Source organism: Kerstersia gyiorum (genome assembly GCF_048595715.1).
Lineage (GTDB): Bacteria > Pseudomonadota > Gammaproteobacteria > Burkholderiales > Burkholderiaceae_B > Kerstersia > Kerstersia gyiorum.
Genome location: NZ_CP169556.1, coordinates 2,200,304 through 2,223,914 on the forward strand (window position 1 = coordinate 2,200,304; position 23,611 = coordinate 2,223,914).

Sequence of the window (23,611 nt, forward strand, 5' to 3'; positions counted from 1 at the left end):
CCACTCACTCTTCCGGCTGGCCGAACAACACGGCCATGCCGCCGCCATCGCGCCGCAAGGTCACACTCAGGCGCTCTCCCGGTTCCCCCCGGCAGCCGTCGCCCAGATGGATGACAGCCACCGGTCCGCAATCCAGCCGCACGGTGGCGATACGCCAGGGCAGACGCGCCTGGAAATACGGGAAATGACTGTGATGCAGCGTGGTGCTGGCCACCAGCCGCGCACCTTGCGGCACATCCTGCCAATCCAGGGCGTCGTCCAGGCAATGGACGCAGACGTCGCGTGGCGGATACTGCGTCTGTCCGCAGCCTTGGCAAACCTGCAGGCGCAGGCGGCCCAGCCCCTCGCCGCTGGCCAACGCCAATCCCGCACCGCTGCGCAGGCGTGGCGGCAATTGTTCTGCCGGCGCATCCAGCGGCTGCGCCGGCCAGCGAGCCGCATCCCATTGGGGCGTGTTCGTGTCCTGGCTCATGCCTTCTCCCTTTGCAGCATGGCTGCCGCCGTGCACAGACCACGGTCGTAATTGATCATGCCGAAGCCGGAAACCAGCCCGATACGGGCCTGCGCTACCTGCATGGCGCCAGCCTGGCCCGTCAGTTGCCGCAGCGCCTGCACCAGGCCCAGATATCCCCCTGCTGCCCCGGCCTGGCCGGCAGAAAGCTGACCGCCCGACGTGTTGAACGGCAAACTGCCACTGATGGTGAAATCATTGCGGCGCACGAACGCCGCCGCTTCGCCCTTGGCGCAAAAACCCAGGTCTTCCAGCTGCATGAAGTTGATCACCGGGTAATCGTCGTAGGCCTCGAAAAAATCGGCTGCGTCCGGCCCCACGCCGGCCTGGGCATAGAACGCCTCGCGATCCATCGCCCAACCGCCGCGATACTGGATATCGTCTTCAGGAAAGGCGTTATGGCGTTCCTGGGTTGCCAGGATGCGCGCTGCGGGCAGGCCCAGCTGACGGGCGCGGTCTGCGCTCATGACCAGGTAGCCTTCGGCGCCAGCGCACGGCATCACGCAATCGAACAGGTGAATGGGGTCTGCAATCGGGCGGGCCTCCATATATTGCTGAAGGCTCAAAGGTTTTTTCATCAAGGCATGCGGATTGCGCAAGGCGTTGTCGCGCTGTGCCACGCACAGGCGTCCGAAATCCTCGCGGCGCGCGCCATAGCGGCGCATGTAGTGATCCGTCAGCAAGGCAAAGCTGGCATTCGGCCCGCCCGCGCCATAAGGCAGTACCGCGTCCTGGCTGAAGCGCGAGAACTGGCTGATGGTTTCCTGGAACGAACCGGCCTGGTTGGTATCGCCGGCAATGCACGCCACGACTTGCGCATCTCCCGCCTGGATCGCGCGCGCCGCGCGCCGCAAGGCCACCACGCCGCTGGCCCCGCCCATGGGAATATGCTCCAGGAAGCGCGGTGACAGGCCGAAATGCTGCACCAGCCCCACGGCAGTATCACTGCCCAGCGTAAAGCTGGAAACGCACAGGCCGTCCACCTCGCACTTGTCCACACCGGCACCCTGCAAAAGCTGGCGCAGGGCCTGCCCCAGCCACCAGTGCGCTGTTTGCCCGGAGAAACGCTGGTACGGCACCGTCACCGGCACCACGACAGCCACGCCGTCGTAGCCCTGCTGCCTGCCGCCTGCCCTGGCAGGCCCGGCATCCGCTTGTACCGTCATGCTGCCTCCTGCCGCTTTTTCATGGCACGGGTATCGGTTACGGCATCTGCCTCGGCCATCAGGCGGCGGGCCAGCTCCCGGATTTCGCCGCGCTGGATCTTGTTGGTGGCCGTCAGGGGCAAGGCATCCACCCAGGCCACGTAGCCCGGCACCTTGTAGTACGCCATTTGGCCCAGCGCCCATTGCACCAGTTCGACCGCAGCCGCCTGCCTGGCCGAGGTATCTGCCGCCATGGCATGCGGCACCACCAGCGCCAGCACTTCGTCGCCACGTACGTCGTCTGGCACAGCCGCGACCGCTACCGATTTCACTGCAGGATGCTGCAACAGCACGGTTTCGACATCCACGGCGGAAATGTTTTCGCCGCTGCGTCGGATCACGTTCTTCTTGCGGTCTACGAAATGCAGTTGGCCATCCTCGCCCCGGCTGACGATATCCCCGGTATGAAACCAGCCGCCCTGCCAGGCTTCTTCGGTCGCCTGCGGGTCTTTCCAGTAAGCGCTGAAAAACCCATCGCGAGCGTCTGGCCCGCTGCTGCGCACCCACAGTTCACCCGGCATGCCCGGCACCGCATCGCTGCCGTCGTCGGCCACCAGGCGCACTTGCATGGCAGCGCTTTCCTTGCCGAAACAATGCGTGCCCACATGCCTGGGTTCGTGGTTGGCGATCACTACCGCGCCTGCACCGGTTTCCGTCATGGCCCAGGCTTCCAGCAGCGGAAAGCCGAAGCGTGCTTCAAATGGCGCATGCAGCTTGCCATCAACACCAGCGCCAAAACCGAAACGCACGGCATGACGGGTATCGCTGGCTTCCTCCGGCGCTTTCATCAGGATCGCCGGCATGACGCCCAGATAATGCACCACGGTGGCGCCGGACTCGCGCACGCTTTGCCACCAGCTGCGCGGATGGAAGCGGTCCAGGGCAATGAGACAGCCGCCCGTCATGACCATAGCCATCGCCGAGGTCGCCATGGCATTCATGTGGTTGAGCGGCAAGGGTGTAAGCATGCGCTCCGCTCCCGGCTTCAGGGATACCAGCCCATCCAGTTCGGCATACCACTGCCCGGCACGCAGGAAATAGCGGTTCGACAACATGCAGCCCTTGGGGCGCCCGGTCGTGCCCGAGGTATAAAGCAAGGCGCATTCAGTGCGCAGGTCCGGCTCGCCACTGGCCGGTGCCGGCATCAAGGCGGCAGGTGGCGTCTCATCGGCCGTCATGACCGCCAGCGGGCGGCCGACGCGCTCTGCCGCCGCCCGCAGGTCCGCATGACGCCCCGCCAGGGAGACTGCCAAGATCAGTTCGGAATGGCCGATCAGGTATTCCAGTTCCGACGCGCGCATCTCCGCGCTGATGGGCACAACCGAGACGCCCAAGCGGTTAAGTGCAAACCAGTGCGAAAAAAAGACCCGGCGGTTTTCCAGTAGCAGGCCGACCCGGTGACCATGACCGTAGCCGGCCCGCGCATAGGCTTGCGCCAGGGCATCGACTTCCGCCAGCACCTGGGCATAGCTCCATTCACCGGCCGCGTCGCCATAGATAGCAGCGGTTTCCGGCAGAACGCACAGAAAAGGCCGCTGACGCCAGCGGGCAGCGGTACGGGCGAAGGCCTCATAGACCGATGGCGCCTGCGCCGGATGGGACAAGGGATCAGCGGCAGGCCGCTCCTGGGGGGAACTTTGGCTTTTGCTCATCGTAGCCTCGTTACATGAAGAGCTGGATATTGCTGAAGGGCGCGTCGCAGTTCAGCAGGTCGACGCGTTTCAGGCGGATGCGCAGGCCATCCGGCGTTTCCACCAGATGGTGGCGGGTCCAGCCGACATACATGGTCTGCTGGTCCTGCCGGGTTTCCGTGTAATGGAAGGCGGTGCGTACCACGTGCTCGCCTTGCTCGCCGTGCTGCTCTACCTCCGGCCTTTGCAACAGGTGATGGCAACGGCTCTTGGGCTGCTGCGAGAATGTGCGCTGCCCTGCCAGGCGCTCGACGCGGATGCGCAGCAACAGGCCGTCTTCGTACATCAACGAGTTCTCCAGCACCGGATCAGTCTGGCCGTGACTGAGCGGCATCCAGTAGCGGCCATCGTCCGTGAACAGCGCCAGCCATTCCTCGAAGCGCTGTTCGTCCAGCATGCGCGCCTCGGCGTACACGAAATCCGCCAACTCGTCCTTGGTCACGCTCATGCCTGTTCTCCTTGCATGTCAGCCAGCATGTAGCGCAACCAGGCCCTGAACTGGGCGCGCATCTGCATTTCATTGGTGCCGTTGGTCACGACGTTGGTCCGGTCTTCCTCGCCCGCTTCATACAGGCGCCCGACGTTCATCCAGTCGCGGCCACGCGATTGCAGGCCTTCCTGGGCGCGTTCGTACATTTCCAGGTCGTCATGGCCCACCACCGAGGTCGGTGCATTGATCAGCCGGTTGTACATGAGCGTGCGTTCCAGCAATTTGTCCGGCGCGCCCACCAGCCGGAAAGTCCAGGATTCGACCAGTGTCTTGTCCACGGCCACCGGCTTGAAGATACGCAGGGTCTGGATCGGGCCCTTCACCATGATGTGCGGGAAATAAACCGTGTTGTGACGCACGTCGCCCAGGATTTCCTTGGCTCGTTGCTCGCCATAGGCCGCCACCATGCGGTCCCAGTATTCCGGGATTTCCGAGTAGGCCGCATGAATGGAATCCGCCACACCGGTGTGCCCATGGCCGTTCTGCCAGACCCGGATGCCCATGCCTTCGAAAAACTCATAGGGCGACATGAAGGGCGCGAACAGCTCTACCGCCATGGGCTTGGGCGTGCCTTCCGGTGCCTCGTTCCAGACCTTGACTGCCGTTCCCGCCGAGGATTCGTGCGCGACCATCGGGTGACAGGTGTCCGTCTGGTTGTCTACCAGCATCTTCCAGTTGCAGTGATGCATGTAGCGCACCACGCCGCCAGCCACTTCCAGGCGGCCCTCCGGCGAGCGGTCCACCATGTTGTCCAGCGTGGACAGCGATTCGCCGAAGAAACTCTGGAAATCGTCGCCTTCGGGATTCAGGCGGCAGAACACAAAATCACGATAGACCTCCACCGCTCCGACCGGCGCCATGCCCCGGGTCGCTTCGCTGTTTTCAAAGCCGGTGTTCTCGTAGCCCTTCTTGAGCGGAATCGCAAGCAGCCGGCCGTCGGTACGGAAAGTCCAGGCGTGATACGGACAGCGGAAGAATTTCCCGGTATTGCCACAGGCCTCGGCTGCGATCTTCACGCCCTTGTGCGGGCAGCGGTTATAGAGCACCTTGATGCTGTCATCGGTGTGACGCACCATGATGACGGGCTCAGTACCCACCGTAGTGGTGTAATAGTCGCCCTTGTTCGGCACCTGGCTGGCATGGCCGACATACACCCAGGTATTGGCAAAGAGATGGCGCATCTCCAGCTCGAACAGCTCCGGGTCGACGTACAAATCCTTGTGGACCTCCGTGTCGCGCACCAGGGCGCGTATTGCGGCGGGGTTGTTGCGGTACTTGCCGGCAGATACCCCGCCGGCTTCGCCGGGCTGGCGGATCGCCGTTCCACAGGCGCCAGGTGCCGCGTGGGGCGCCGTTGCTACCGCTGACTGCGCTTCCATCGTCATATCAGTCTCCCTATCGTTATCCTGTTGCCTGGCCGGGCCGGTATCCTTGCCAGTGCCGCCAGGCGCCAGGCGTACTTTGCGCAGCGGCTCAGAGATCGAGCACCAGCCGCGGGCTTTTCGAGCGTGAAATACAGATCTGGATCACCTTGCCTGCCGCCTTTTCGGAGTCGGACAGGAAGTAGTCGCGATGATCGGGGGTGCCGTCGAGCACATCGACCGAACACACGCCGCACTCACCCCGCTTGCAGTCGTACATGGGATCGCAGCCGGCTTCTTCGAGCACATCTGCAATCGTGCGGTCGGCAGGCACCTGCAGAACCATGCCCGATTGCCGCAACTCGATTTCAAACGCCTGGTCGCCTTCCTGCGGGGTTGCCGTCTCGAACAATTCGAAGTGCAGCTGGCAGGCCGGCCAGGCCAGTTCCTTGCCGTGCTCCAGCAAGGCGTCCAGCATGCGGCGCGGGCCGCACACATAAAGATGGCTGTCGCGCGGCACGCTGGCCATGAGCTGCGACAGGTCCAGGCGGCCGCTGGGTTCATCGGCCGGGTGCAGGACCAAGCCATCGCCAGCCACGGCCTGCAGCTCGGGCAGGAATGCCATGTGCTCGCGGCTGCTGGCGCAGTAGTGGGTCTGGAACGGGCGGCCTGCACAACGCAATGCGACTGCCATGCTGAGAATGGGGGTAATGCCGATACCACCGGCAATCAGCACGGCCTGGCCTGCATGTTCCTGCAAGGGAAAATCATTGCGCGGCACACTGGCCTGTACGCGATCCCCCATTTTCAGGGCGTGCATGAAGCGCGAGCCCCCACTGCTGTCCGACTCCAGGCGCACCCCGAGGCAGTACGCCTGCTGCGGCCCATCATCCGTACAGGATTCTTCTCCGGCCAGCACCAGCGAATAGCAGCGCGGCTCGTCCAGTCCGGGAATCGCGATCTTCAGGTGCGCCCCTGCCTGGGCTGCTGGCAAGGCGGCGCCGTCCACTGAACGCAGCGTGATCTGCCGCACCAGGGGGGTCAATTGCCTGGTGTCGCTGACAACCAGATCCAGAATTTCCATCATCATCTCCTACGTGCAGCGCCCCAAAGCGCCAGCGCCAAGGACTTATATCAGTGATGAATAGTTTATTTATAAACATATTCCACTGAAAATGGTAGGAAACCATTAAGCGTATGTACTGATGGAAAAATTTCTCTCCGAATGCTTGAAGAAAAACGTGAAAAGTATAGTAATTGACAAAACTGGCCAGGGACAGACGCCCTGCCCTGTATTCGTCTGCATTCATTACCCGCGCAGCCGGTTTCCCGCTGGCTGCCCGCCGTCCAGGCAAAAAAAAGCAGCACCCGGAACCCCGGGTGCTGCTATGAAGAACTTCGGCCTGAAGGCCGAAGCCTCTCCGCCACCCTACGAGGGTGCCTGCGGCACCTGATAAATACCGCCACGCTTGACCCCGGACTAAAGTCCAGGGCTTGCGCTTAGGCGTGTGGTCAATACCCCTCCCGAGACCCGAGAGGGTTCCCCACACCACGCCCGGCCTGCCAGCCGGTGCGCAGCAATATATTTATGCTTCGGGCACCAGCGCCAGCACGCGCAGCGGGCTGCCGGAGCCGCCTTCGATCTTCAGCGGCGCCGACAGGATCACCGCGCCTTGCGGCGGCAGCTTATCCAGGTTTTTCAGGCACTGCAGACCATAGCGGTTAGCGCCATGCATCAGGGTATGGCAGGGATACGGCACGGGCCAGGCATAGGATTGTCCGGCGTCGGTATTGATGGTTTCCACGCCAAAGCCATGCACCTTGCGCTGATGAATCATCCACTCAACCGCCGCCTGCGATGGGCCGGGCGTATGGGCGCCATCTTCACGCATCCCCAGGAAGGCCTCGGCATCATCGGCGCGCAATGACCAATCCGTACGGAACAGCACCCAGGCCCCTTCGGGGATGCGCCCATGCTGGCTTTCCCACGCTTCCAGGAATTCAGGTGTCAGCAGCCAGTCTGCATCCTGCGCTACCTGCGCGCTCGCATCAATGACCACTGCCGGACGCACAAAATTTTCAGCGGGGATCGTATCGACAGTATTGCAGGGGTGGTCCTTGCCGGTGATCCAGTGCGCGGGCGCATCGAAATGGGTACCGGTATGTTCACCACAGGTGAAGTTGTTCCAGTACCAGCCCGGGCCGTTTTCATCGTAGCGGCTGATGCGCTCGATGCTGAAGCCGGCGGTCTGGCCGAATTGCGGCGGCAGCTGCAGCGCAGGAAAGCGCGGCGACAGCACCTGTGTGAGGTCGACGATGCGCACGCTGCCACCTGCCAACGCCTGCACCAGGTTACCCAGAACTTGTTCTCCAGCCATGTCTTGCTCCTCCTATTTTGCGGCGCCCGTCATTGGAGCTGCCGCTTGTGTTCTGCAGACAGCCCGCCCGGCGGCACCGGGCGGACCGGGCCACGCCACCGGCCGGGCAAGGCGGGTGGCGCAGCCTGCGTCAGTACTTGCCCGACAGCAGCGATCCGAAGCCCGGCACCGAGGTATCCAGGCCCAGACGCTTGAGCATCATGTAGGTGGTTGCCACCGACGACGACAGCACCGGCAGGCCGACGCGGTCCTCGATCGCCTGAATCGAGGCCAGCGAAGGCATCTGCACGCAGGCCGACGCAATGACCGCGTCCACGCCCTGGGTATTGAGTTTCTTGGTGATTTCGATGGGCGCGCGCGGGTCCTGGCGGCCGACTTCCAGATTGTCGGGGATTTCCAGCGAAATGCTGTCGACGACCTCTATGCCTTCGTTTTCGATGTAGTCGATGACCAGCGCCGTCAGCGGCTTCATGTAGGGCGCCAGGATGGAGACTTTCTTCGCGCCTATCGCATGCAGGCCGTCCACCAGCGCACCGGCGCTGGTCACCACCGGCGCCGGCCCGCCGTTTTCCACGGTGCGCTGGTGCAGTCGCTGCTCAGACACGCGATGGTAGCCGCGCCCCATGCTCATAATGGCGACCAGGCAGGCGTAGCCCAGCACATCCACCCTGGCGTCGGACAGTTCCAATGCGCAACGGTCGCTGTCGCCGTCCATCTTGCTCAGCTCTTCCTTGGTCACATGCTTCATGCGCATACGGCTCGAATGGAAGGTGAAGCGCTCCGGCGCCACCAGTTCGCGCGCGCGCAGGATGGCTGGGATCTCGGTTTCCATCGTCGTATTCGACGACGGGACGATCTGGCCGATGCGATAATTCATCTGATTGCTCATATTGCTTTACTCCGCCTCGCCGGGACGCACCGGCTCGAGGTCAAATTCGGGAAGCGGCGCGCCGCCATCGTTGAACTGGGCGGCTTCCAGCGGACGCCGGTTGACGCGCAGGTCGAACACATCGAAGCGGTTGTAGTGGCCGGTAATGTCGTGCATCTGGCGCGGCTGGATGCAACGCGACAGGTCCAGCTCCGCATATACGATGCCTTCATCGTCGATCAGCGGCTGGCCAATCACTCGCCCGTCCGGGCCCAGGAAGCCGGAGAAGGCGCTGTTGCGGCGGCTCAGCAACTCACGCGCCTGCGGATGCGTGGCTTCCATGGCGGCAATGATTTCCTCGGACACCGTCGAGCAGGACACAATGGTGAACAGCTTGCCTTCGAAGCAATGCGCGGCTGCGCGGACCTTGATGGCTTCGGCCATGTCATAGTCCGCCGGTGCCACCGGCAAGGCGATATAGCTGGCCACGTGTACCAGTTCGCCTTGCGCCAGCAGCGCAAAGCGCGCCAGCGTATTGGTGTTCTCGCCGCAGGCCAGCGCGCCCAGCGGGCCGATGTTGGTCTGATGCACGCGCAAGGCGGAACCGTCGCCCGGCGCCCAGGTCAGCTTTTCCGCCCAGGTTGGCACCAACTTGCGGTGGCGCCCCAGGATGCGGCCTTCATTGCTGATGGTGACAACCGTGTTGTAGATCGTGCCGATGCCGTAGCGCGAACGCTCGTTGACGCCGATCACGACATTGATGTCATGGCGTGCCGCAGCCTGAGCGATCTTGGCGATCTCCGGGCCGGGAATCTCAATGGAGGAGCGCACCAGTTTCTCGAACCAGGGGCTGCCCTCCACCGGATTCATGATCCAGCTCCAATAGGGGTAGCCTGCCACGAAGACTTCCGGGAAGGCAACCAGCTTGGCGCCATTGTCCGCGGCTTCGCGGATCAGCGCGCAAACCTTGTCGACCGTCGCATCGGTATCGAGAAAAACCGGCGCCGCCTGCACGGCAGCTGCCTTGAAACGGGGAAGATTCAACATGACAGGCCTCTTTCCCTGTTAGTCCAACGGCGTGGCGTCAACCACGGGATGGCGCAATTCGCCGATGCCTTCGACCACGGCATGCACCACATCGCCCGGCCACATCCATTCCTGCGGCGAACGGCCGGCGCCCACGCCTTCGGGCGTGCCGGTGGCGATGATGTCGCCCGGCTCCAGCGTAATGGCTGCGCTGATATCGGCAATCAGGGTATCCACCTTGAACAGCATGTGGCGCGTGTTGGACGATTGCTTGGTCACACCATTGAGCGTCAGGCTCAGGTCCAGCACGTGGGGATCAGGGATTTCATCGGCAGTGACGATGACCGGTCCGAAGGGCGCATAGGTGTCCTGACCCTTGGAATAGATCCACTGGCCTGCGCGGCGGCAATCGCGTGCGCTGACGTCGATCATCACGCTGTAGCCGAACACGTACTTCAGCGCATCTTCCTTTTTCACTCGGGTGGCGCGGGTGCCGATGATGGCCGCCAACTCCACTTCCCAGTCCAGTTGCTGGGTAATCTTCTTGTTGTGCTCGATGGCATCCCCCGGCCCGATGATGCTCGTGGGCGGCTTGGAGAAAATCACCGGTTCCTTGGGCAGTTCCTTGGAGGTATCCAGGGTACGGCTGGATTCGGCCACGTGCTCGACGTAATTCAGGCCGATGCCGAAGATGTTCTTGCGGGGGCGCGGAATCGGCGCCAGCAGCTTGACGTTGGCCAGCGGCAGCGCCACGCCCACGGGGAATTCACCTTCCATCTCGGCCAGCAGCTGGCTGGTGAGCTTGACGGCCGACGGGCCCAGGTCGATGAAGTCCAGCATGTTGTCGGGCAGGGGCTGGCCGGCGACGTCGCCGAACAGTTCCAGATCAACCACCAGATCGCCGACGATGGCGCCCAGGCGTCCGGCGGCTGCCGGTTCGGTGCGGTAAGTGACAAGACGCATTTCTTTTCTCCGTAATGGGCCGCGACGATGCGCTGCGGCCTAGATTCCCGCCGCCGTTGCCGGCGGCACTGCTGGACCGTGCAAGCCTTGATGGCTGCCCGGCGGTGTGATTGAAAGCGGCCCGGTGGCCCAGCGCACACCGGGCTGCGGCATTATTCCTGCGACAGGACCGGCTGATGGCCGCCGTTGTCGGCCAGCGCTTCTTCGCGATACAGGCCGAGCTTTTCCATGACCGGCAGGTCGTTGAAGCAGAACAGGCAGGCATCTTCGCTTTGCGAGGCATTGACGTGTTCGTGCCAGGCCCAGGACGGAACGCAGAAGATGTCCCGTTCCTGCCAGTCGAAACGCTGGCCATTGATGATGGAATAGCCCTTGCCCTTGGCCACCTGGTACAGGAAGCTGCCGGTGTGGCGATGAGCCTTGCCTTCGAAGCCCGGGCGCAGCAATTGCATGCTGGCGCCGATGGTCGCCATGACATGACCGCCACTGACCGGATTGGTGTAGTGCATCAGCGCGCCATCGAAAGGATTGTCCTCGCGCGCCCCCGACAGCTTGCGCAGCGCTTCGTAGGTCGGCTCCCACTGATACTTGAAGAGCGGTGAGTACGGCTTGCTCCAGCCCACATTCTGCGGGCGCAGCCCGGCAGCGCCCCAGATGGACACGGAATCATCCACCGGGTAACCCACCGCCTGGCTCAGGTCCGGGTGCACGGCGTAGAAACCGGCTTCCAGCGCGTTGACCAGCGGAATATCCAGGCCGTCCTGCCAGATGCAGGGCAGACCGTCGGCCTCGACGCCATGTTCATGCCAGGTACCATTGGGCGTCAGCACGAAATCATTGGCGCCCAGCGTCATCTTGTGACCGTCGACAATGGTGTAGGCGCCCCGCCCTTCCATGATGAAGCGCAGCGCCGACGACGAGTGCGCGTGAGCCGAAGCTGCCTCGCCGGGGTGCATGACCTGCAGGCCGGAGTACAGCCAGCCCACGGCGGCCGAGACTTCCTGGCGGCCGGGGTTGTTCAGGTAGATGACGCGGCGGCCGGCTTTTTCCGGCGTGACCAGCGAAACCGAGCGCAGCACGTGATCGCGCAGCTCGCGGTAGCGCCACAGCACCGGCACGGAATCCGATTTGGGCTGCCACGGCTCGATCTTGTTGGCCACGGTCCAGAGCGCGCCTGCCTTCAGGCGGTCCAGGTCTTTGTAGTAGGCCACCAGCTCCGGCGTATCTTCCACATCCGCACGGCCAGCCACGTTCTCGCGATAAGTGTCGTAACTTGTATTGCTCATGATGTTTTCCTTTGCCTGACTCCGGGCCGGCCGCTGCGCCTGGCCCGGGACTCACCCAGCAACGCCCTTATGCCGCGATGGCGCCGCGCTTGCCCTGCCGTTCCTGCCAGTCCTGCCCCCAGAAGTACGCTGCCGGCCACGGGGCATCCTTGCTGCCCAGCTGCGCCGCTTCGCGCAGCAGCCAGTGCGGGTCGGCCAGCAGCGGCCGCGACAGCGCGCACAGGTCGGCTCGCCCCGAGGCAATCACGCCGTTGGCCTGGTCCAGCTCGCTGATATTGCCCACGGCAATGGCGGCAATGCCCGCTTCGTTGCGGATGCGATCCGCAAACGGCGTCTGGAACATGCGGCCGTAAACCGGCTTCTGGTTCGGCGTGACTTCCCCACTGGAACAATCCACGACATCCACACCAGCTTCGCGCAGCATGCGGGCGATGGCGACGGCGTCGTCTACCGTCGTGCCGCCTTCGGCCCAATCAGTCGCGGAAATCCGCACCGACAGGGGCAGGTCCTTGGGCCAGGCCGCACGTACGGCACGCACCACTTCGAGCGGGAAGCGCATGCGGTTTTCCAGCGCACCGCCGAATTCGTCGTCCCGCTGGTTGGTCAGCGGCGAAATGAAGCTCGACAGCAGGAAGCCGTGGCCCGCCTGCAGCTCCAGCCAGTCAAACCCGGCCTGTGCCGCGCGCTGCGTCGCCGCGACAAAAGCAGCCGTCACCGCTTTCATGCCGTCGCGATCCAGCGCCTGCGGCACCTGGGTGCGTCCCGGCTGGTAAGCCAGCGCGGAAGCCGACACCAGCGGCCAGGCGCCTTCGGCCAGCGGTTGGTCGGACTGGCGCGGGTCGGCCTGGGTGGCGCCACGGCGGCCGGCATGCCCGATCTGCACGCCGATGCGGCTGCCGGTATGCTGATGCACGAAATCCGTAATGCGCTTCCAGGCGCCCGCCTGCTCATCACTCCAGAGGCCGGGGCATGCCGGCGTAATGCGGCCATCGGGCGTCACAGCGGCCATTTCCGTCATGACCAGGCCAATGCCGCCCAGGGCACGTGCCCCCAGATGCGTCAGGTGGAAATCATTCGGCATGCCTTCGCCGTTCACGCAGGAATAGGTCAGCGTGGGCGAGAACACCATGCGATTGGGCAAGGTCACACCGCGCACGCGGTATGGCGTGAAAACAGGCATCGGCGCCTTGCCGTCGGCCGCCGGTGCGCTGCCGGCCTGCGTGGCCAGCCAGGCCTCGTAGCCCTCCAGCCAGGCCGGGTCGCGCAGCCGCAGGTTCTCGTGCGACAGGCGTTGCGAACGCGTCAACAGCGAATAGGCGAACTGTTCCGGTTCCAGACCGGCATAGCGGGACACGTTTTCAAACCACTCGGTGGAATTGCGCGCGGCGTTCTGGATTTTCAGCACTTCCACGCCACGCAGCGCCTCGTAATCCTGCAAGGCCGCTTCCAGCGGCTTGTCGCGCAGGCGTTGCGCCAGGTCGATGGCGTCTTCCAGCGCCAGCTTGGTGCCCGAACCGATGGAGAAGTGCGCGGTATGCGCGGCATCGCCCATCAGCACCACCGGCACACGGCGGCCGGGCTCCGGCTCGGTCCACTGCACCCAATTGCGGCAGATGACGCGCGGGAAACGGATCCAGATGGCGGAACCACGCAGGTGAGTCGCGTTGCTGATCAGGCCGTGGCCGTCCAGGTAGGGCTCGAACAGCTTTTCGCAGTAGGCAATGCCCTCTTCCTGGCTCATTTCGCCGATGCCAGCCTTCTGCCAGGTTTCTTCCGGCGTTTCCACGATGAACGTGGAGGTACCGTCTTCGAAGCGATAGGCGTGTGCCTGGAACCAGCCGTGCTCGTTTTCCACGAAAATGAAATTGAAGGCGTCGAACACCTTGTGCGTACCCAGCCAGACGAAGCGGCAGTTGCGCTGGTCGATATCAGGCTGGAAAGTCAGCTCGTAGCGCTTGCGCACGATGCTGTTGATGCCGTCGCAAGCGATCACGAGGTCGGCGCCGTACTGGCGAGCCAGGTCCTGGTCGTCGGTTACCTGGGTTTCGAACACCAGCTCGACCCCGACTTCTTCACAGCGCGCCTGCAGGATGTTCAGCAGTTTCTTGCGGCCGATACCGATGAATCCATGACCGCCGCTGCGCAAGGCGCGGCCCTTGAAATGGATCTCGATGTCGTCCCAATGGTTGAAAGCGTCGCCGATGGTCTTGGCCGACACCGGATCGGCAATGCGCAGATTCTCCATGGTGGCGTCAGAGAACACCACGCCCCAGCCAAAGGTATCGTAGGGGCGGTTGCGCTCCACCACGATCACTTCGTTGGACGGATTCTGCAGCTTCATCAGCAATCCGAAATACAGGCCGGACGGCCCGCCACCCATACATACAATCTTCATGGCTCTCTCCACACCTTTTCCGCACCCGCCGCCGCCCATTTTTGCGCCGCCGCCAGCCGGATCAGAAAAACTACCGCGTGATTATTTTTATTGCTGAATATTTTATTTATAAAGTATATGGGCAAAAAAATTGCCTCGTATATGCTCCTTTTCCCTAGGCGGCGCCTTCGCCGGCCACCACTTCCTGGGGCAGCACATAAGCCTGCATGGCCTGCCTCAACGCATCGGGAATCTGGATAGCCTTGTGCGTCACCAGCGAGGTCGTCACGATGACCTGATTGACCTGCATGCGCAGCACGCCATCGTCACCAACGCAGCGTAGCACCAACCGCAGCGAACGGCTGCCCATGTGCTCCACCGCCAGGCTCAGAACCACGTCATCGCCCATGCGGCTGATTGCCTTGAAATCGGCCTCCAGATGCACGGTCGGCATTCCCACCTGCTGCCTACCTATCATGTCGTGAAAACCGCCGGTCGTGATGGCGTCCACCCAGGCTTCGAGCAGATCGTTGAACATCACGAAATACTGCGGATAGAACACGATGCCCGCCGGATCGCATTCGGAGAACCGGATGCGGTGCGGGCGCTGGAATACAGTTGTATCAGTCATCTGCCACCTGTCATGAAATTTGCGATACCGGCTCAGCCCTGCTGGCCGGTCGCCAGATTGACCAGGTGGACCCGCAAGGCGCCCAGATGCTGATGCAGCTGACGTACCGCCTCGGGCTCCAGCCCGGAAAACATTTCGGTCACCCAGCCCGCATGGGCTTTTGCCATGACCTCGAAACTGCTGCGTCCCTCGGGCGTCAACCTCAGTATCCAGGCGCGCCGGTCAGTTGGGCTGCTGGCACGAGAGACCAAGCCCTCGCGCGACAACTCGTCGGTCAGCCCCGTGATATTGCCGCCGGTAACCATTAGATAGCGCGACAGTTCGCCCATCTTCAGTCCGTCCGGATAGCGATACAGCTGCGCCATATAGTCGAAACGCGCCAGGGAAATATCAAAGTTCAAGCGCAGGCGGCGGCGGATTTCGTCCTCCACCTGCTTGGTGCAGGCCATCATCCGCAGCCACAGTTTGAGACTGGCCGGATCCTGAGAACGCACACGCCCTTCGTAACCCAGCTCCTGGGCCTCGTGCAGCAATGCGTGCGAACTGTCCTTGTGCTCCATGGTGATTTCTTCCTGCTGTTTGGCTATCCGTGCACGGCGCCGGCCTTGCCTGGCGCTGGGCACGCTTGCCGATAACTGTCCCGGCGCGGGCGGAATGTCCTGGCACGCGCCCTGCTTTTGCAATGTCTGTGCGGTGTTGGTCATTCTACCTTAATTACTTGATAGGTAAACAATTCAGAAGAACAAATACTTGATCTGGAACAATGCGCTGTATCCGCCTGAAACTCCTGTCTCAGGCCAGTGCAAAACGTTGCAAGGCGACATTCAGTTCTCGACCGTGCTCATCCGCCAGTGCCGCTTCGCGCAGGCTGCGCAAAGTGTCCGGCGCCAGGTTTTCGCGCTTGTTCGCTACCGCGCCCATCAAGGTCTGGAAATTCTTCCAGCCGCGCACGTGGGTGTCGCCATAGCCCTTCACCAGGCGCTGGCATTGCACCACTTCCAAGGCCAGCGCCGGATGCGCGGGCGCGAAAGCGATCACGTGCGCCAGCCATTCCTCGATACGCTGCTGCTCGGTGGCGTAGCGCAAGGTATTGCGGCGCCAGCGCTTGAAGCCGGACAGCAGGTAGAGCGGCAGGTAGCCCCGCAGCGAACTGGTACGCATGATGCGCCCCTGGCGCGTGAAGCGACGCACCAGCCAATTGCCCCAAGTAGGCCGCATCAGCCAGCGCCCCACCGCCGCCACAGGCAGAATTTCACTGATTTCCTCGACGCGGGGATGCATGAACTCCTGGATCGCCAGAATCTGCTCTTCCTTGGCACGAACCTCGCCGCGCACGCGCTGGAAGCGGGTGTCACGCGTTTTCAGTTCCGCCACCCGGATCGCATCCTCGTAGGACATCCACAGTGCCAGGTAGCGGGCCGTTTCACGCAACAACACGGCATCATCCTGCCGCGCAGCATCGCGCACGCGCACCAGGCGGTCCAGGTAGAGCCCGGCATAGGCAGCATCCTGATAGTCCACCATGCGACGCACGCCCTCCAGCGCCAGGTCGCGCGCGGCGGCAGGAATCTCATGCTCCAGCCGCGCCAGCAGCTGCTTGAGTACCGGGTCCTTGGGTTCCATGGCCGGACGCGGTGCAGCACTGGCCTGGGCACCATCGGCTGCGGCCTGGCCGGCTGCGTCGGATTGCGTTTTGCCGACGCGGTCAAAGGCATAGCCGAATGCGCGCAGGCTGGGCTTGACGCCCACGCCACCACGCTCAATGGTGGCTTCGAACTGTTCACGAGTGAACGGCAGCACACCCGCCGACGCCAGCGCGCCGAACAGCACGGCACTGATAACGCTGCCGGTTTCCTCGGCAGCCTGCTCCATATTGAAATGGATGAAGCGGCGCGATGCCCGTGTCGCGTGGCGGATCAGCGCCTCGTTATCGACCCGGCCATCGCCCATGGCAGATTTTTCTGCAATGGAATACACCCGGTGGGTAGATGCCAGCAGGGTCGTGCGCTCCGGCGTCACCAGGCCGCGCTGCACCGCACGACCGGCTTCCATCAGTTCGGAGGCAAGCACGACATCCACATCCCCCGGCATGGGCATCAGCGCCAGAACCGGCTCCTTGCCGTTCTTTTTCGCCTCTTCCTCGGGAAACAGTTCGACGTAGTAGATCGTAGCGCCGGTACGCTGCGCCACGCCAGGCACCGAAGTCGTCTGCGCAATATAGCCGTTGTGCTCGCCCAGGCTGACGATCCAGTCTGCCAGCACGCCACCGCCCTCGCCGCCCATGGCGAGAATGGCGATTTTGATCGGTTGTACGTTTGTCTTCATTTTCTTATCCTGCGGTGCTTCCGGCTGCACGCCGGACGGCCTCTATTACCTTGTCCCTCTCGCACCGGGCGGCGCCTCTGGCACCTGCCCGGCTCCTTGCCTGCCTCAGAACGCCAGGCGGGCGCGGCGCTGCGCATCGCGGCGCTGCAACCAGCCGATCACGCCTTCGCGCAGCTTCTGGCGGAACTTGTCCCAGCGCGTCGGGTTGGTGATGATCTGCGCGCGGTAGAACGACGGGCACAGCACGGCGGCGTGCGACACTTCGCCACACAGCCCGCAGCCCACGCAGCTGTCCATGACACGCGCGACGGGGTCGGTACGCAGCGGATCGGGGTTGGGACGAATGCTCAGCGACGGGCAGCCCGACAAGCGGATGCAGGAGTGGTCACCCGTGCAGGTGTCGGGATCAACGCCGAAACGCTCGCGCACCACCCGCTCGCCAGCGGCGATCGCCTTGCGCACCTTGGGCTTTTCGCGGCGCTGCAGGTTCAGCATGCACTCGCTCTGGGCCACCAGCACCTTGGGGCCTTTTTCACTGGTCGTCAGCGCTTCGCGCAGCGTCGCAGTCATGGTCTTCAGGTCATAGGTACGCTTGACAGTGCGTACCCATTCGCCCCCGACCCCGCGCACGGCTTTTTCGATTTCATGGCCGGTGCTGCGCGTGGCATTGAGCGCCTTGGACGACAGGATGTCCTGGCCGCCCGTGGCCGAGGTGTAGCTGTTGTCGATCACAATGGTCAGGTTATCGCTGCGATTGAACACCGCATTGGCAATACCGCTAACCAGGCCGTTGTGCCAGAAGCCGCCATCGCCCATAACGGAAATGGCACGCTTGCCCGCCTGGGTATTGAGCGCCGCCGCGCCTGCGCCGCCCAGGCCGTAGCCCATGGTGGTATTACCCAGGTTGAAAGGCGGCAGGATGGAAAACAGGTGGCAGCCGATATCTGCGCTGACGTGGTGCGGCCCCAGTTCGCGCTCGACCAGCTTCATTGCAGTGAAGATGGGGCGTTCGGGGCACCCGGTACAGAAGCCGGGCGGACGCGCATGCACGTGCTGGTCCAGGGTATCGGTCTCCGGCGCCAGTCCGGTGGCGCTGGATGCGCCCTGGCCCTGCTGGCTGCCAGCGGCCGCCTGGGCAATGGCCACGCTGGCGGCCACTGCAGCGCGGCTTTCCGACAGGTCTTCCTCGACCGCCAATTCCGTGCGCTCTGCAACCGCCGTTCCCCCACCCTGACCGCCAGGGGCCGGACGCTCACGCGACACCTGTTGCGCCACCAGCGGAATGATTTTGCGCTGCACCGGCTGCGCCTCGATGCGGTCATAGCGCTCGAAGAACGTGCGCATGCCCTTTACCATGGTGGCGGTGTTGTACTCGCCGGACATGGGCAACATATCTTTACCATGCAAGGCCGTGTTACAGCCGTCCTGGCGCAGGATGGTTGCCATGTTCTGCTCAAGGAAATTGGGCTGGCCCTGTTCGAGCAGCAGCACAGCGCGCTTGCTCTTGCAGAAACGCAGCACTTCCTCGTCCACGACCGGATACACCACATTCATGACGTACAGCGGGATTTCGGTCTGGCCGTAGACATCTGCCAGGCCCAGCTTTTCCAGGGCGCGAATGGCAGTGTTGTAATCGCCGCCGGGCACGATGATGCCGAGCTCGTCCTTGCCATCGGCAATGAACTCATTGAGCCCGCGCTCCTGGATGAAGCGCACGGCATTGGGCCAGCGGTCGCGGATTTTTTCCTGTTCGTGCAGGAAGCTGGCCGGCGGCAGCACGATGCGGCTGACGTCACGCTCCGGATTCTCCAGCGCTTCCTTGAGGGTAAACGTGGCGCGTTTGTTATCCGACGCCACGAACTGGCCGTGCACGTGACAGGCCCGGATGCGCAATTGCAGCATCACCGGCGTATTGCTGGCTTCGGACAGGTCGAACCCGTCTTTCACCGCTTGCACAATACAGGGAAGACTGGGGCGCGGGTCCAGCAGCCACATCTGCGACTTCATCGCGAATGCATGGCTGCGCTCCTGCATGATGGAAGAGCCTTCGCCGTAATCTTCCCCGACGATCACCAGCGCGCCGCCCTTCACGCCACCGGATGCCAGATTGGCCAGCGCGTCCGACGCCACATTGGTGCCCACCGTCGCCTTGAACGTAACAGCGCCGCGCAGCGGGTAATTGACCGAAGCTGCCAGCGTCGCGGCCGCCGTGGCCTCGCTCGCGCTGTTCTCGAAACGGATGCCGTTTTCCTGCAGAATGTCCTGGGCATCCGCCAGCACGTCCATCAGGTGCGAAATGGGCGCGCCCTGGTAGCCCGCCACATAGGAAACGCCGGATTCCAGCAAGGCCTTGGTGACTGCCAGAATCCCTTCCCCGCTGAACACCTCGCCTTCGCCCAGACGCAGTTTCTTGACTTCTTCGACAAATGACCTTTCCGCCATGTCAGTTCCCCTGTGCGCTATTCACACATGCATTTGCAATTAATTCCATGTGAATATATTTATTTATGAACTAATTTAAAATCATGGTTTTCCCTAGACGCCCTGCTAAGGGAAATCCTTCATTTTTCCGGGGAAGCCGCGCCAGGACTGGCTGACGGCGGGACAGAAGTGTCTGTGGCAACAGGCCGGGCGCAGGAAAACCCCAGGCACGGCGAACTACCGTTCCTGGTCATGCCCGCCGGGGGTCAAGCGCAGGCCACATGGAAACAGTTATAGTCGTGCCAGCGCAATGACATGGATGCGACGCGGCATCCATCAAACAAAGAATATGCCTGCAGAACCCACGCCCACGTTCATAGACGACTACCTGCCCGCCCTGCTGGCGCAGGCCAGTCAGTTGATCTCGACCGAATTCCACGAAGTCGTCCGGCGCCACAATCTTTCTGTCACGGAATGGCGGATTCTTTCCACCCTGCTGGGTGCCGGGGAAATCAGCATAGGCAATCTGGCGCAAGTCACGCTGACCAAACAGCCCACTGTGACGCGCCTGCTGGACCGCCTGGAAACACTGGGGCATTTGCGCCGCATCGCCCATGAATCCGACCGGCGCATCACGCTGGTGCGCATCACCGACACTGGCCAGGCGCTGATTGCCGACCTGGCAGTGCAGGCCAAGCGCCATGAAGAAGAGGTGCTGGCACGCCTGGCGCCGCTGGACAGCGAGGCCCTGAAAGCCACGCTGCGGCGCGTCATCGCAGAGTACCGCGAACCTATTTAGGACGCCGCGGCCCTCTGCCTGCCGGCCGCCGCGCCAATGACTGTTCCAGCGCCTGCGCGGCGTCGCCCAGCAAGCGGACATCCACACCTGGCGCCCCTGCCAGGCTGGCCGCGCAGCGGTGCAAGGCCTGCGCCGCACGAACAGGCGCATCCTCCAGGCGTTGCAGGCGGATCAGGGTTGCAGCCAGGCGCCGTGCCGCCACCGGCGTCTGGCCCGGCGTCAAGAGCACTTCATCCATATGCAGGATGGATGCGCCCAGCAGCATGGCAGCATAACCTTCCTGGATGACTTCATCCCGGCTACGCCCGGACTTATCAGCCCAACGCACCAGCGCCAGCACCCGATGGCTCAGGCGGATGCGCCAGCCGTTGCGCCGCCGCGATACCCCGCGCCGCGCCGCCATCTTCTGCAACTCCTGCATCATGGCCGCACTCAAGGCACGCATGCGGCGGGCGCTGTCCACCGGGAACACCAGGGCAAAGGCCAGCAGGCCCAGCAAAGGCCCCAGCACCACCGCCAGCGCCGTCTGCAAGGAATGCAGCAGGCTGGCCGCGTCCGAAACCGGCAAAGGCCAGTCCGGCTGCAATAACAGCAGGAATACCATGCTGAAATCAAAACCCAGCGGGCCGGCACCGCGCCGATGCCCCATGAACAAGCCGCCCAGCAGCACGAAGGGCAGCATTGAAAATACCAACCCCGCGGCACTGTCCATCTGCGGCCAGACCAGCCAGCGGCAGGCCAGCGCCCCCAGGACGCCCAGCGACTGCCCCAGAACAACCATGCGCAGCAAACGCACCGGATTGTCTGCCGTGGAAAAAATGGTGGTCATGATGGCCACGCCCAGCAGCATGAATGGGCCGGCCTCCCACTCGGTCCACTGCCAAACGGCCCCGGCAAACAGAATGGCCAGCGCCGCCCTCGCCCCGGCCTCACGGCCACCGCGCCAATCGCGGTGCAAGGCGACTTCATTCTGCCGCATCCCGGCCTGCCTGACTGCTGCTCGCTGGCGCACGCGGCCGGGCCAACGCGTAGCCAATTGCATGGCAGCCACGCCACGCCGGGCGACGGTGTCTGTTTCCACCTGGTCATAACGCCGGCACGCCTGAGCCATGCTTTCCAGCGCTTCCTGCAATGCGCGCGAGTGCGCCAGCCCGGCGGCGCGCGCCAAGGCCACGCCAGCCTGCCGGGCCGAGCCGCCGCTGGCCAACACCGCCGCCGCATCCTGCAAGGCCTGCCCAAATGCGGCGGTTTCCGATGCCTGCGGCAAGCGCCGCATCCACAGCAGCAGGGACACCTGAGCAGCCAGCTGGCGCCGCAGAGCACGGACAGCAGCCCGCGCCTTGAGCGAACCGGCCCCCTGGCCGTCCAGTGCTTCCTCTGCGGCAGCCATATCTGCCAGCAATTGCTGGCTGCGCCGGAAATCCGCTCCCTTGCCAGGCACCAGCGCCTGGCACAGCAGTTCCAAGACTTCTCTGCCTTGCTGGCGTGCCTGCTGCGCCAAATGCCTGTAGTTGCTTTGACGTGCAAAAAACCAGCCCAGCGCCAGCGCAACCAGTACCCCCAGCAAGACGGTCAACAGGCGGTCCAGGCCCACCGCAAACGGGTTGTCGGCCTGCTGGCTATGCAACAGCGCCACCATCGCCGCCGAATAGCCGGCCAACATGGCGCCATAGGAAGCGAAGCCACGCATCACATTGCCAGCCCAGGCGCACAGGCCTATCCACACCGACAGGCCCAGCACCAGCACCCAGGCCTGCCCCTGCGCAGCAGCCAGCAGACCTGTGCCAAACAAAGCGCCCAGGATCGTGCCCTGCACACGGAATACGCTTTTCTCCAGCAGTTGCCCACGCATGGGCTGCGATGCTGCCCAGACCGTCATGCCTGACCATTGAGGATGCTCGAAGCCCGCCAGCCAGGCCAGCACCACAGCGCAGCAGGCAGCGATTGCCGTACGCAACGTGAACCCCAGCCGTGCACGGTCGAACCCCCAGGTATCCAAGCGTTCCGCCAGGTTCATGCCGGTTCCTCCTGCGTGCGCCCGGCCCGCAGGCGCTGGTCCAGCTGCTCCAGCCTGTCGGTCAACTGCTGCATGGTCTCATCATCCCAATCCGCCAGCATGCGGGTTTCCGCCACATCCAGCACCTGCTGGATGCGCGCCAGCATGGATTGCCCTTCTGGCGTCAGATACAGCAGATTGGCGCGCCGGTCTGCCGGGTCCTGGCGGCGCTCGATCAAGCCCTTGGCGGACAGGATGTCCAGCAAGCGCACCAGGGTGGAAGTATCTATTCCCACCCTGGCGGCCAGATCCTTCTGGCTGATGCCCCCGCCGCTGCGGCCGATATGCACCAACGGGCTCCAGGTCGCGTCAGACAGGCCCACTTCCGCCAGGCTGGCGTCCAGCGCGGCACGCCAGCGCCGCGCTACGCCGACGAACAGACAGCCGAAACGCTGGCGTGGGGTTTCCTGATAGGGCATATTATCTTTTGATTAAAATAATTTGAATGCCAATTATATAGCCAAGCCCATACCTTGAGAAACCCCGGCCGGGGCACACACCTGGCCCGCCCCGGCCCCCGCATTTGCAGCTATCCCACCGATGCCAGTTGCAAGGCATGATCCCTGACATCGCCGGGCCAGGCGGCAAGCAAACCCCGAAACTTGTCGAAATCGTTGGCAAAAAGCGCCCGAGTCACTTCTTCGAATCCGGGCAGATCGCCCGCGATGGCGAGCATGAAGTGATAGGTCCGCTCTTGCGCCCTGCGCGCCCTGTCTTTTTCGCCGCCGGACCGCCGCGCTTCTTCCACCAGCTTGCGCAATGCCACCGAAGCGCCGCCAGGTTGCCCGGCCAGCCATTCCCAGTGACGGGGCAGCAATGTCACTTCACGCGCAATCACGCCCAGCCTGGGGCGCCCCCTGCCCCTGGGCCCGGCCGCATCCTCCGTCTCGCCTGGGCTGGCGGATGGGTCTGCGACCGGCGCAACGGCCGCCAGGCGCGCCAACACCGCATCATCCGCGCCACGGGTATCGACATCCATGGAGCGACCGGTCGTATCGTCAAAGATCAGGATGGGGCCGGCCGCCCCGCTTTCGCGGGCCCGCTTGACCGCCAGGGCATTGGTCTGCAATGACCCGGTGGCGATGCGCCGATATCCCTCGAAACTGCTGTAGGAATTGGAAATGGATGGATTCATCATGGGTACCTCTATTTATTGTGACGCGGCACGGACGCCGCGATAGCGCCCTTGCCCATCCCCCGGCCGTGCTGGCCCGGTTCGATGAATA

20 protein-coding genes are annotated in these 23,611 nt (G+C 63.4%); 1 reads left to right on the forward strand and 19 read right to left on the reverse strand.

The window, feature by feature from the left end:
- Nucleotides 1-4: 4 nt before the first annotated feature.
- The 16 genes from ACEW7X_RS09780 to ACEW7X_RS09855 all read right to left on the reverse strand — a co-directional run bounded on the left by ACEW7X_RS09780 (nucleotide 5) and on the right by ACEW7X_RS09855 (nucleotide 19,551).
- Nucleotides 5-472 carry a Zn-ribbon domain-containing OB-fold protein gene (locus ACEW7X_RS09780; protein WP_068369848.1) on the reverse strand — a complete coding sequence of 156 codons (468 nt, stop codon included), beginning with the start codon at nucleotides 470-472 and terminating at the stop codon, nucleotides 5-7.
- Nucleotides 469-1,677, reverse strand: a complete 1,209-nt coding sequence (locus ACEW7X_RS09785) for a thiolase family protein (RefSeq protein ID WP_130487450.1) — start codon at nucleotides 1,675-1,677, stop codon at nucleotides 469-471. The genes ACEW7X_RS09780 and ACEW7X_RS09785 overlap by 4 nt, the downstream gene beginning before the upstream one ends.
- Entirely contained in the window at nucleotides 1,674-3,368 is a 1,695-nt protein-coding gene (locus ACEW7X_RS09790; protein ID WP_083969541.1) for an AMP-binding protein, read from the reverse strand. The genes ACEW7X_RS09785 and ACEW7X_RS09790 overlap by 4 nt, the downstream gene beginning before the upstream one ends.
- 10 nt (nucleotides 3,369-3,378) lie before the next feature.
- The gene (locus tag ACEW7X_RS09795; protein ID WP_127774492.1) at nucleotides 3,379-3,855 is read right to left on the reverse strand and encodes an aromatic-ring-hydroxylating dioxygenase subunit beta; all 477 of its coding nucleotides are present in this window, start codon (nucleotides 3,853-3,855) and stop codon (nucleotides 3,379-3,381) included.
- Nucleotides 3,852-5,282 carry an aromatic ring-hydroxylating dioxygenase subunit alpha gene (locus tag ACEW7X_RS09800; protein ID WP_238591341.1) on the reverse strand — a complete coding sequence of 477 codons (1,431 nt, stop codon included), beginning with the start codon at nucleotides 5,280-5,282 and terminating at the stop codon, nucleotides 3,852-3,854. Before ACEW7X_RS09800 ends, ACEW7X_RS09795 begins: the two co-directional genes overlap by 4 nt.
- An 88-nt stretch (nucleotides 5,283-5,370) precedes the next feature.
- A complete protein-coding gene (locus ACEW7X_RS09805; protein ID WP_240733220.1) occupies nucleotides 5,371-6,348 on the reverse strand; it encodes a PDR/VanB family oxidoreductase in 978 nt (325 codons plus the stop codon).
- Between the two features lie 496 nt (nucleotides 6,349-6,844).
- Nucleotides 6,845-7,636 carry a cyclase family protein gene (locus ACEW7X_RS09810; protein WP_068369859.1) on the reverse strand — a complete coding sequence of 264 codons (792 nt, stop codon included), beginning with the start codon at nucleotides 7,634-7,636 and terminating at the stop codon, nucleotides 6,845-6,847.
- Nucleotides 7,637-7,766: 130 nt separating this feature from the next.
- Nucleotides 7,767-8,525 carry an Asp/Glu racemase gene (locus ACEW7X_RS09815; protein ID WP_127774495.1) on the reverse strand — a complete coding sequence of 253 codons (759 nt, stop codon included), beginning with the start codon at nucleotides 8,523-8,525 and terminating at the stop codon, nucleotides 7,767-7,769.
- Nucleotides 8,526-8,531: 6 nt separating this feature from the next.
- Nucleotides 8,532-9,551, reverse strand: coding sequence for a carbon-nitrogen hydrolase family protein (locus ACEW7X_RS09820; protein ID WP_068369866.1), 1,020 nt, complete (start codon nucleotides 9,549-9,551; stop codon nucleotides 8,532-8,534).
- An 18-nt stretch (nucleotides 9,552-9,569) separates the two neighbouring features.
- Nucleotides 9,570-10,493: a fumarylacetoacetate hydrolase family protein gene (locus ACEW7X_RS09825; protein WP_253595431.1), complete on the reverse strand. Its 924-nt coding sequence runs from the start codon at nucleotides 10,491-10,493 to the stop codon at nucleotides 9,570-9,572.
- Between the two features lie 152 nt (nucleotides 10,494-10,645).
- The gene (locus tag ACEW7X_RS09830) at nucleotides 10,646-11,779 is read right to left on the reverse strand and encodes a cupin domain-containing protein (RefSeq protein ID WP_068369872.1); all 1,134 of its coding nucleotides are present in this window, start codon (nucleotides 11,777-11,779) and stop codon (nucleotides 10,646-10,648) included.
- A gap of 67 nt (nucleotides 11,780-11,846) precedes the next feature.
- A complete protein-coding gene (locus tag ACEW7X_RS09835; protein ID WP_420177148.1) occupies nucleotides 11,847-14,174 on the reverse strand; it encodes a bifunctional salicylyl-CoA 5-hydroxylase/oxidoreductase in 2,328 nt (775 codons plus the stop codon).
- A 154-nt stretch (nucleotides 14,175-14,328) separates the two neighbouring features.
- Nucleotides 14,329-14,784 (reverse strand): acyl-CoA thioesterase, encoded by a 456-nt coding sequence (locus ACEW7X_RS09840; RefSeq protein WP_420177149.1) that lies wholly within the window; start codon nucleotides 14,782-14,784, stop codon nucleotides 14,329-14,331.
- Between the two features lie 32 nt (nucleotides 14,785-14,816).
- The gene (locus ACEW7X_RS09845; protein WP_253595435.1) at nucleotides 14,817-15,344 is read right to left on the reverse strand and encodes a MarR family winged helix-turn-helix transcriptional regulator; all 528 of its coding nucleotides are present in this window, start codon (nucleotides 15,342-15,344) and stop codon (nucleotides 14,817-14,819) included.
- 232 nt (nucleotides 15,345-15,576) lie between these two features.
- Nucleotides 15,577-17,109 carry an indolepyruvate oxidoreductase subunit beta family protein gene (locus ACEW7X_RS09850; protein WP_420177150.1) on the reverse strand — a complete coding sequence of 511 codons (1,533 nt, stop codon included), beginning with the start codon at nucleotides 17,107-17,109 and terminating at the stop codon, nucleotides 15,577-15,579.
- A gap of 105 nt (nucleotides 17,110-17,214) precedes the next feature.
- Complete coding sequence (locus ACEW7X_RS09855) at nucleotides 17,215-19,551, reverse strand: thiamine pyrophosphate-dependent enzyme (RefSeq protein WP_420177151.1); 2,337 nt, start codon at nucleotides 19,549-19,551, stop codon at nucleotides 17,215-17,217.
- Nucleotides 19,552-19,879: 328 nt separating this feature from the next.
- Between ACEW7X_RS09855 and ACEW7X_RS09860 the strand changes: the two genes are divergently transcribed.
- Nucleotides 19,880-20,329, forward strand: a complete 450-nt coding sequence (locus ACEW7X_RS09860; RefSeq protein WP_068370094.1) for a MarR family winged helix-turn-helix transcriptional regulator — start codon at nucleotides 19,880-19,882, stop codon at nucleotides 20,327-20,329.
- Here ACEW7X_RS09860 and ACEW7X_RS09865 read toward each other — a convergent pair.
- The 3 genes from ACEW7X_RS09865 to ACEW7X_RS09875 all read right to left on the reverse strand — a co-directional run bounded on the left by ACEW7X_RS09865 (nucleotide 20,322) and on the right by ACEW7X_RS09875 (nucleotide 23,523).
- Nucleotides 20,322-22,253, reverse strand: coding sequence for an FUSC family protein (locus ACEW7X_RS09865; protein ID WP_420177925.1), 1,932 nt, complete (start codon nucleotides 22,251-22,253; stop codon nucleotides 20,322-20,324). The genes ACEW7X_RS09860 and ACEW7X_RS09865 overlap by 8 nt on opposite strands.
- An 89-nt stretch (nucleotides 22,254-22,342) precedes the next feature.
- Nucleotides 22,343-22,804 carry a MarR family winged helix-turn-helix transcriptional regulator gene (locus ACEW7X_RS09870; protein ID WP_068369889.1) on the reverse strand — a complete coding sequence of 154 codons (462 nt, stop codon included), beginning with the start codon at nucleotides 22,802-22,804 and terminating at the stop codon, nucleotides 22,343-22,345.
- A gap of 110 nt (nucleotides 22,805-22,914) precedes the next feature.
- Nucleotides 22,915-23,523, reverse strand: coding sequence for a DUF2239 family protein (locus ACEW7X_RS09875; RefSeq protein ID WP_127774503.1), 609 nt, complete (start codon nucleotides 23,521-23,523; stop codon nucleotides 22,915-22,917).
- Nucleotides 23,524-23,611 lie beyond the last annotated feature (88 nt).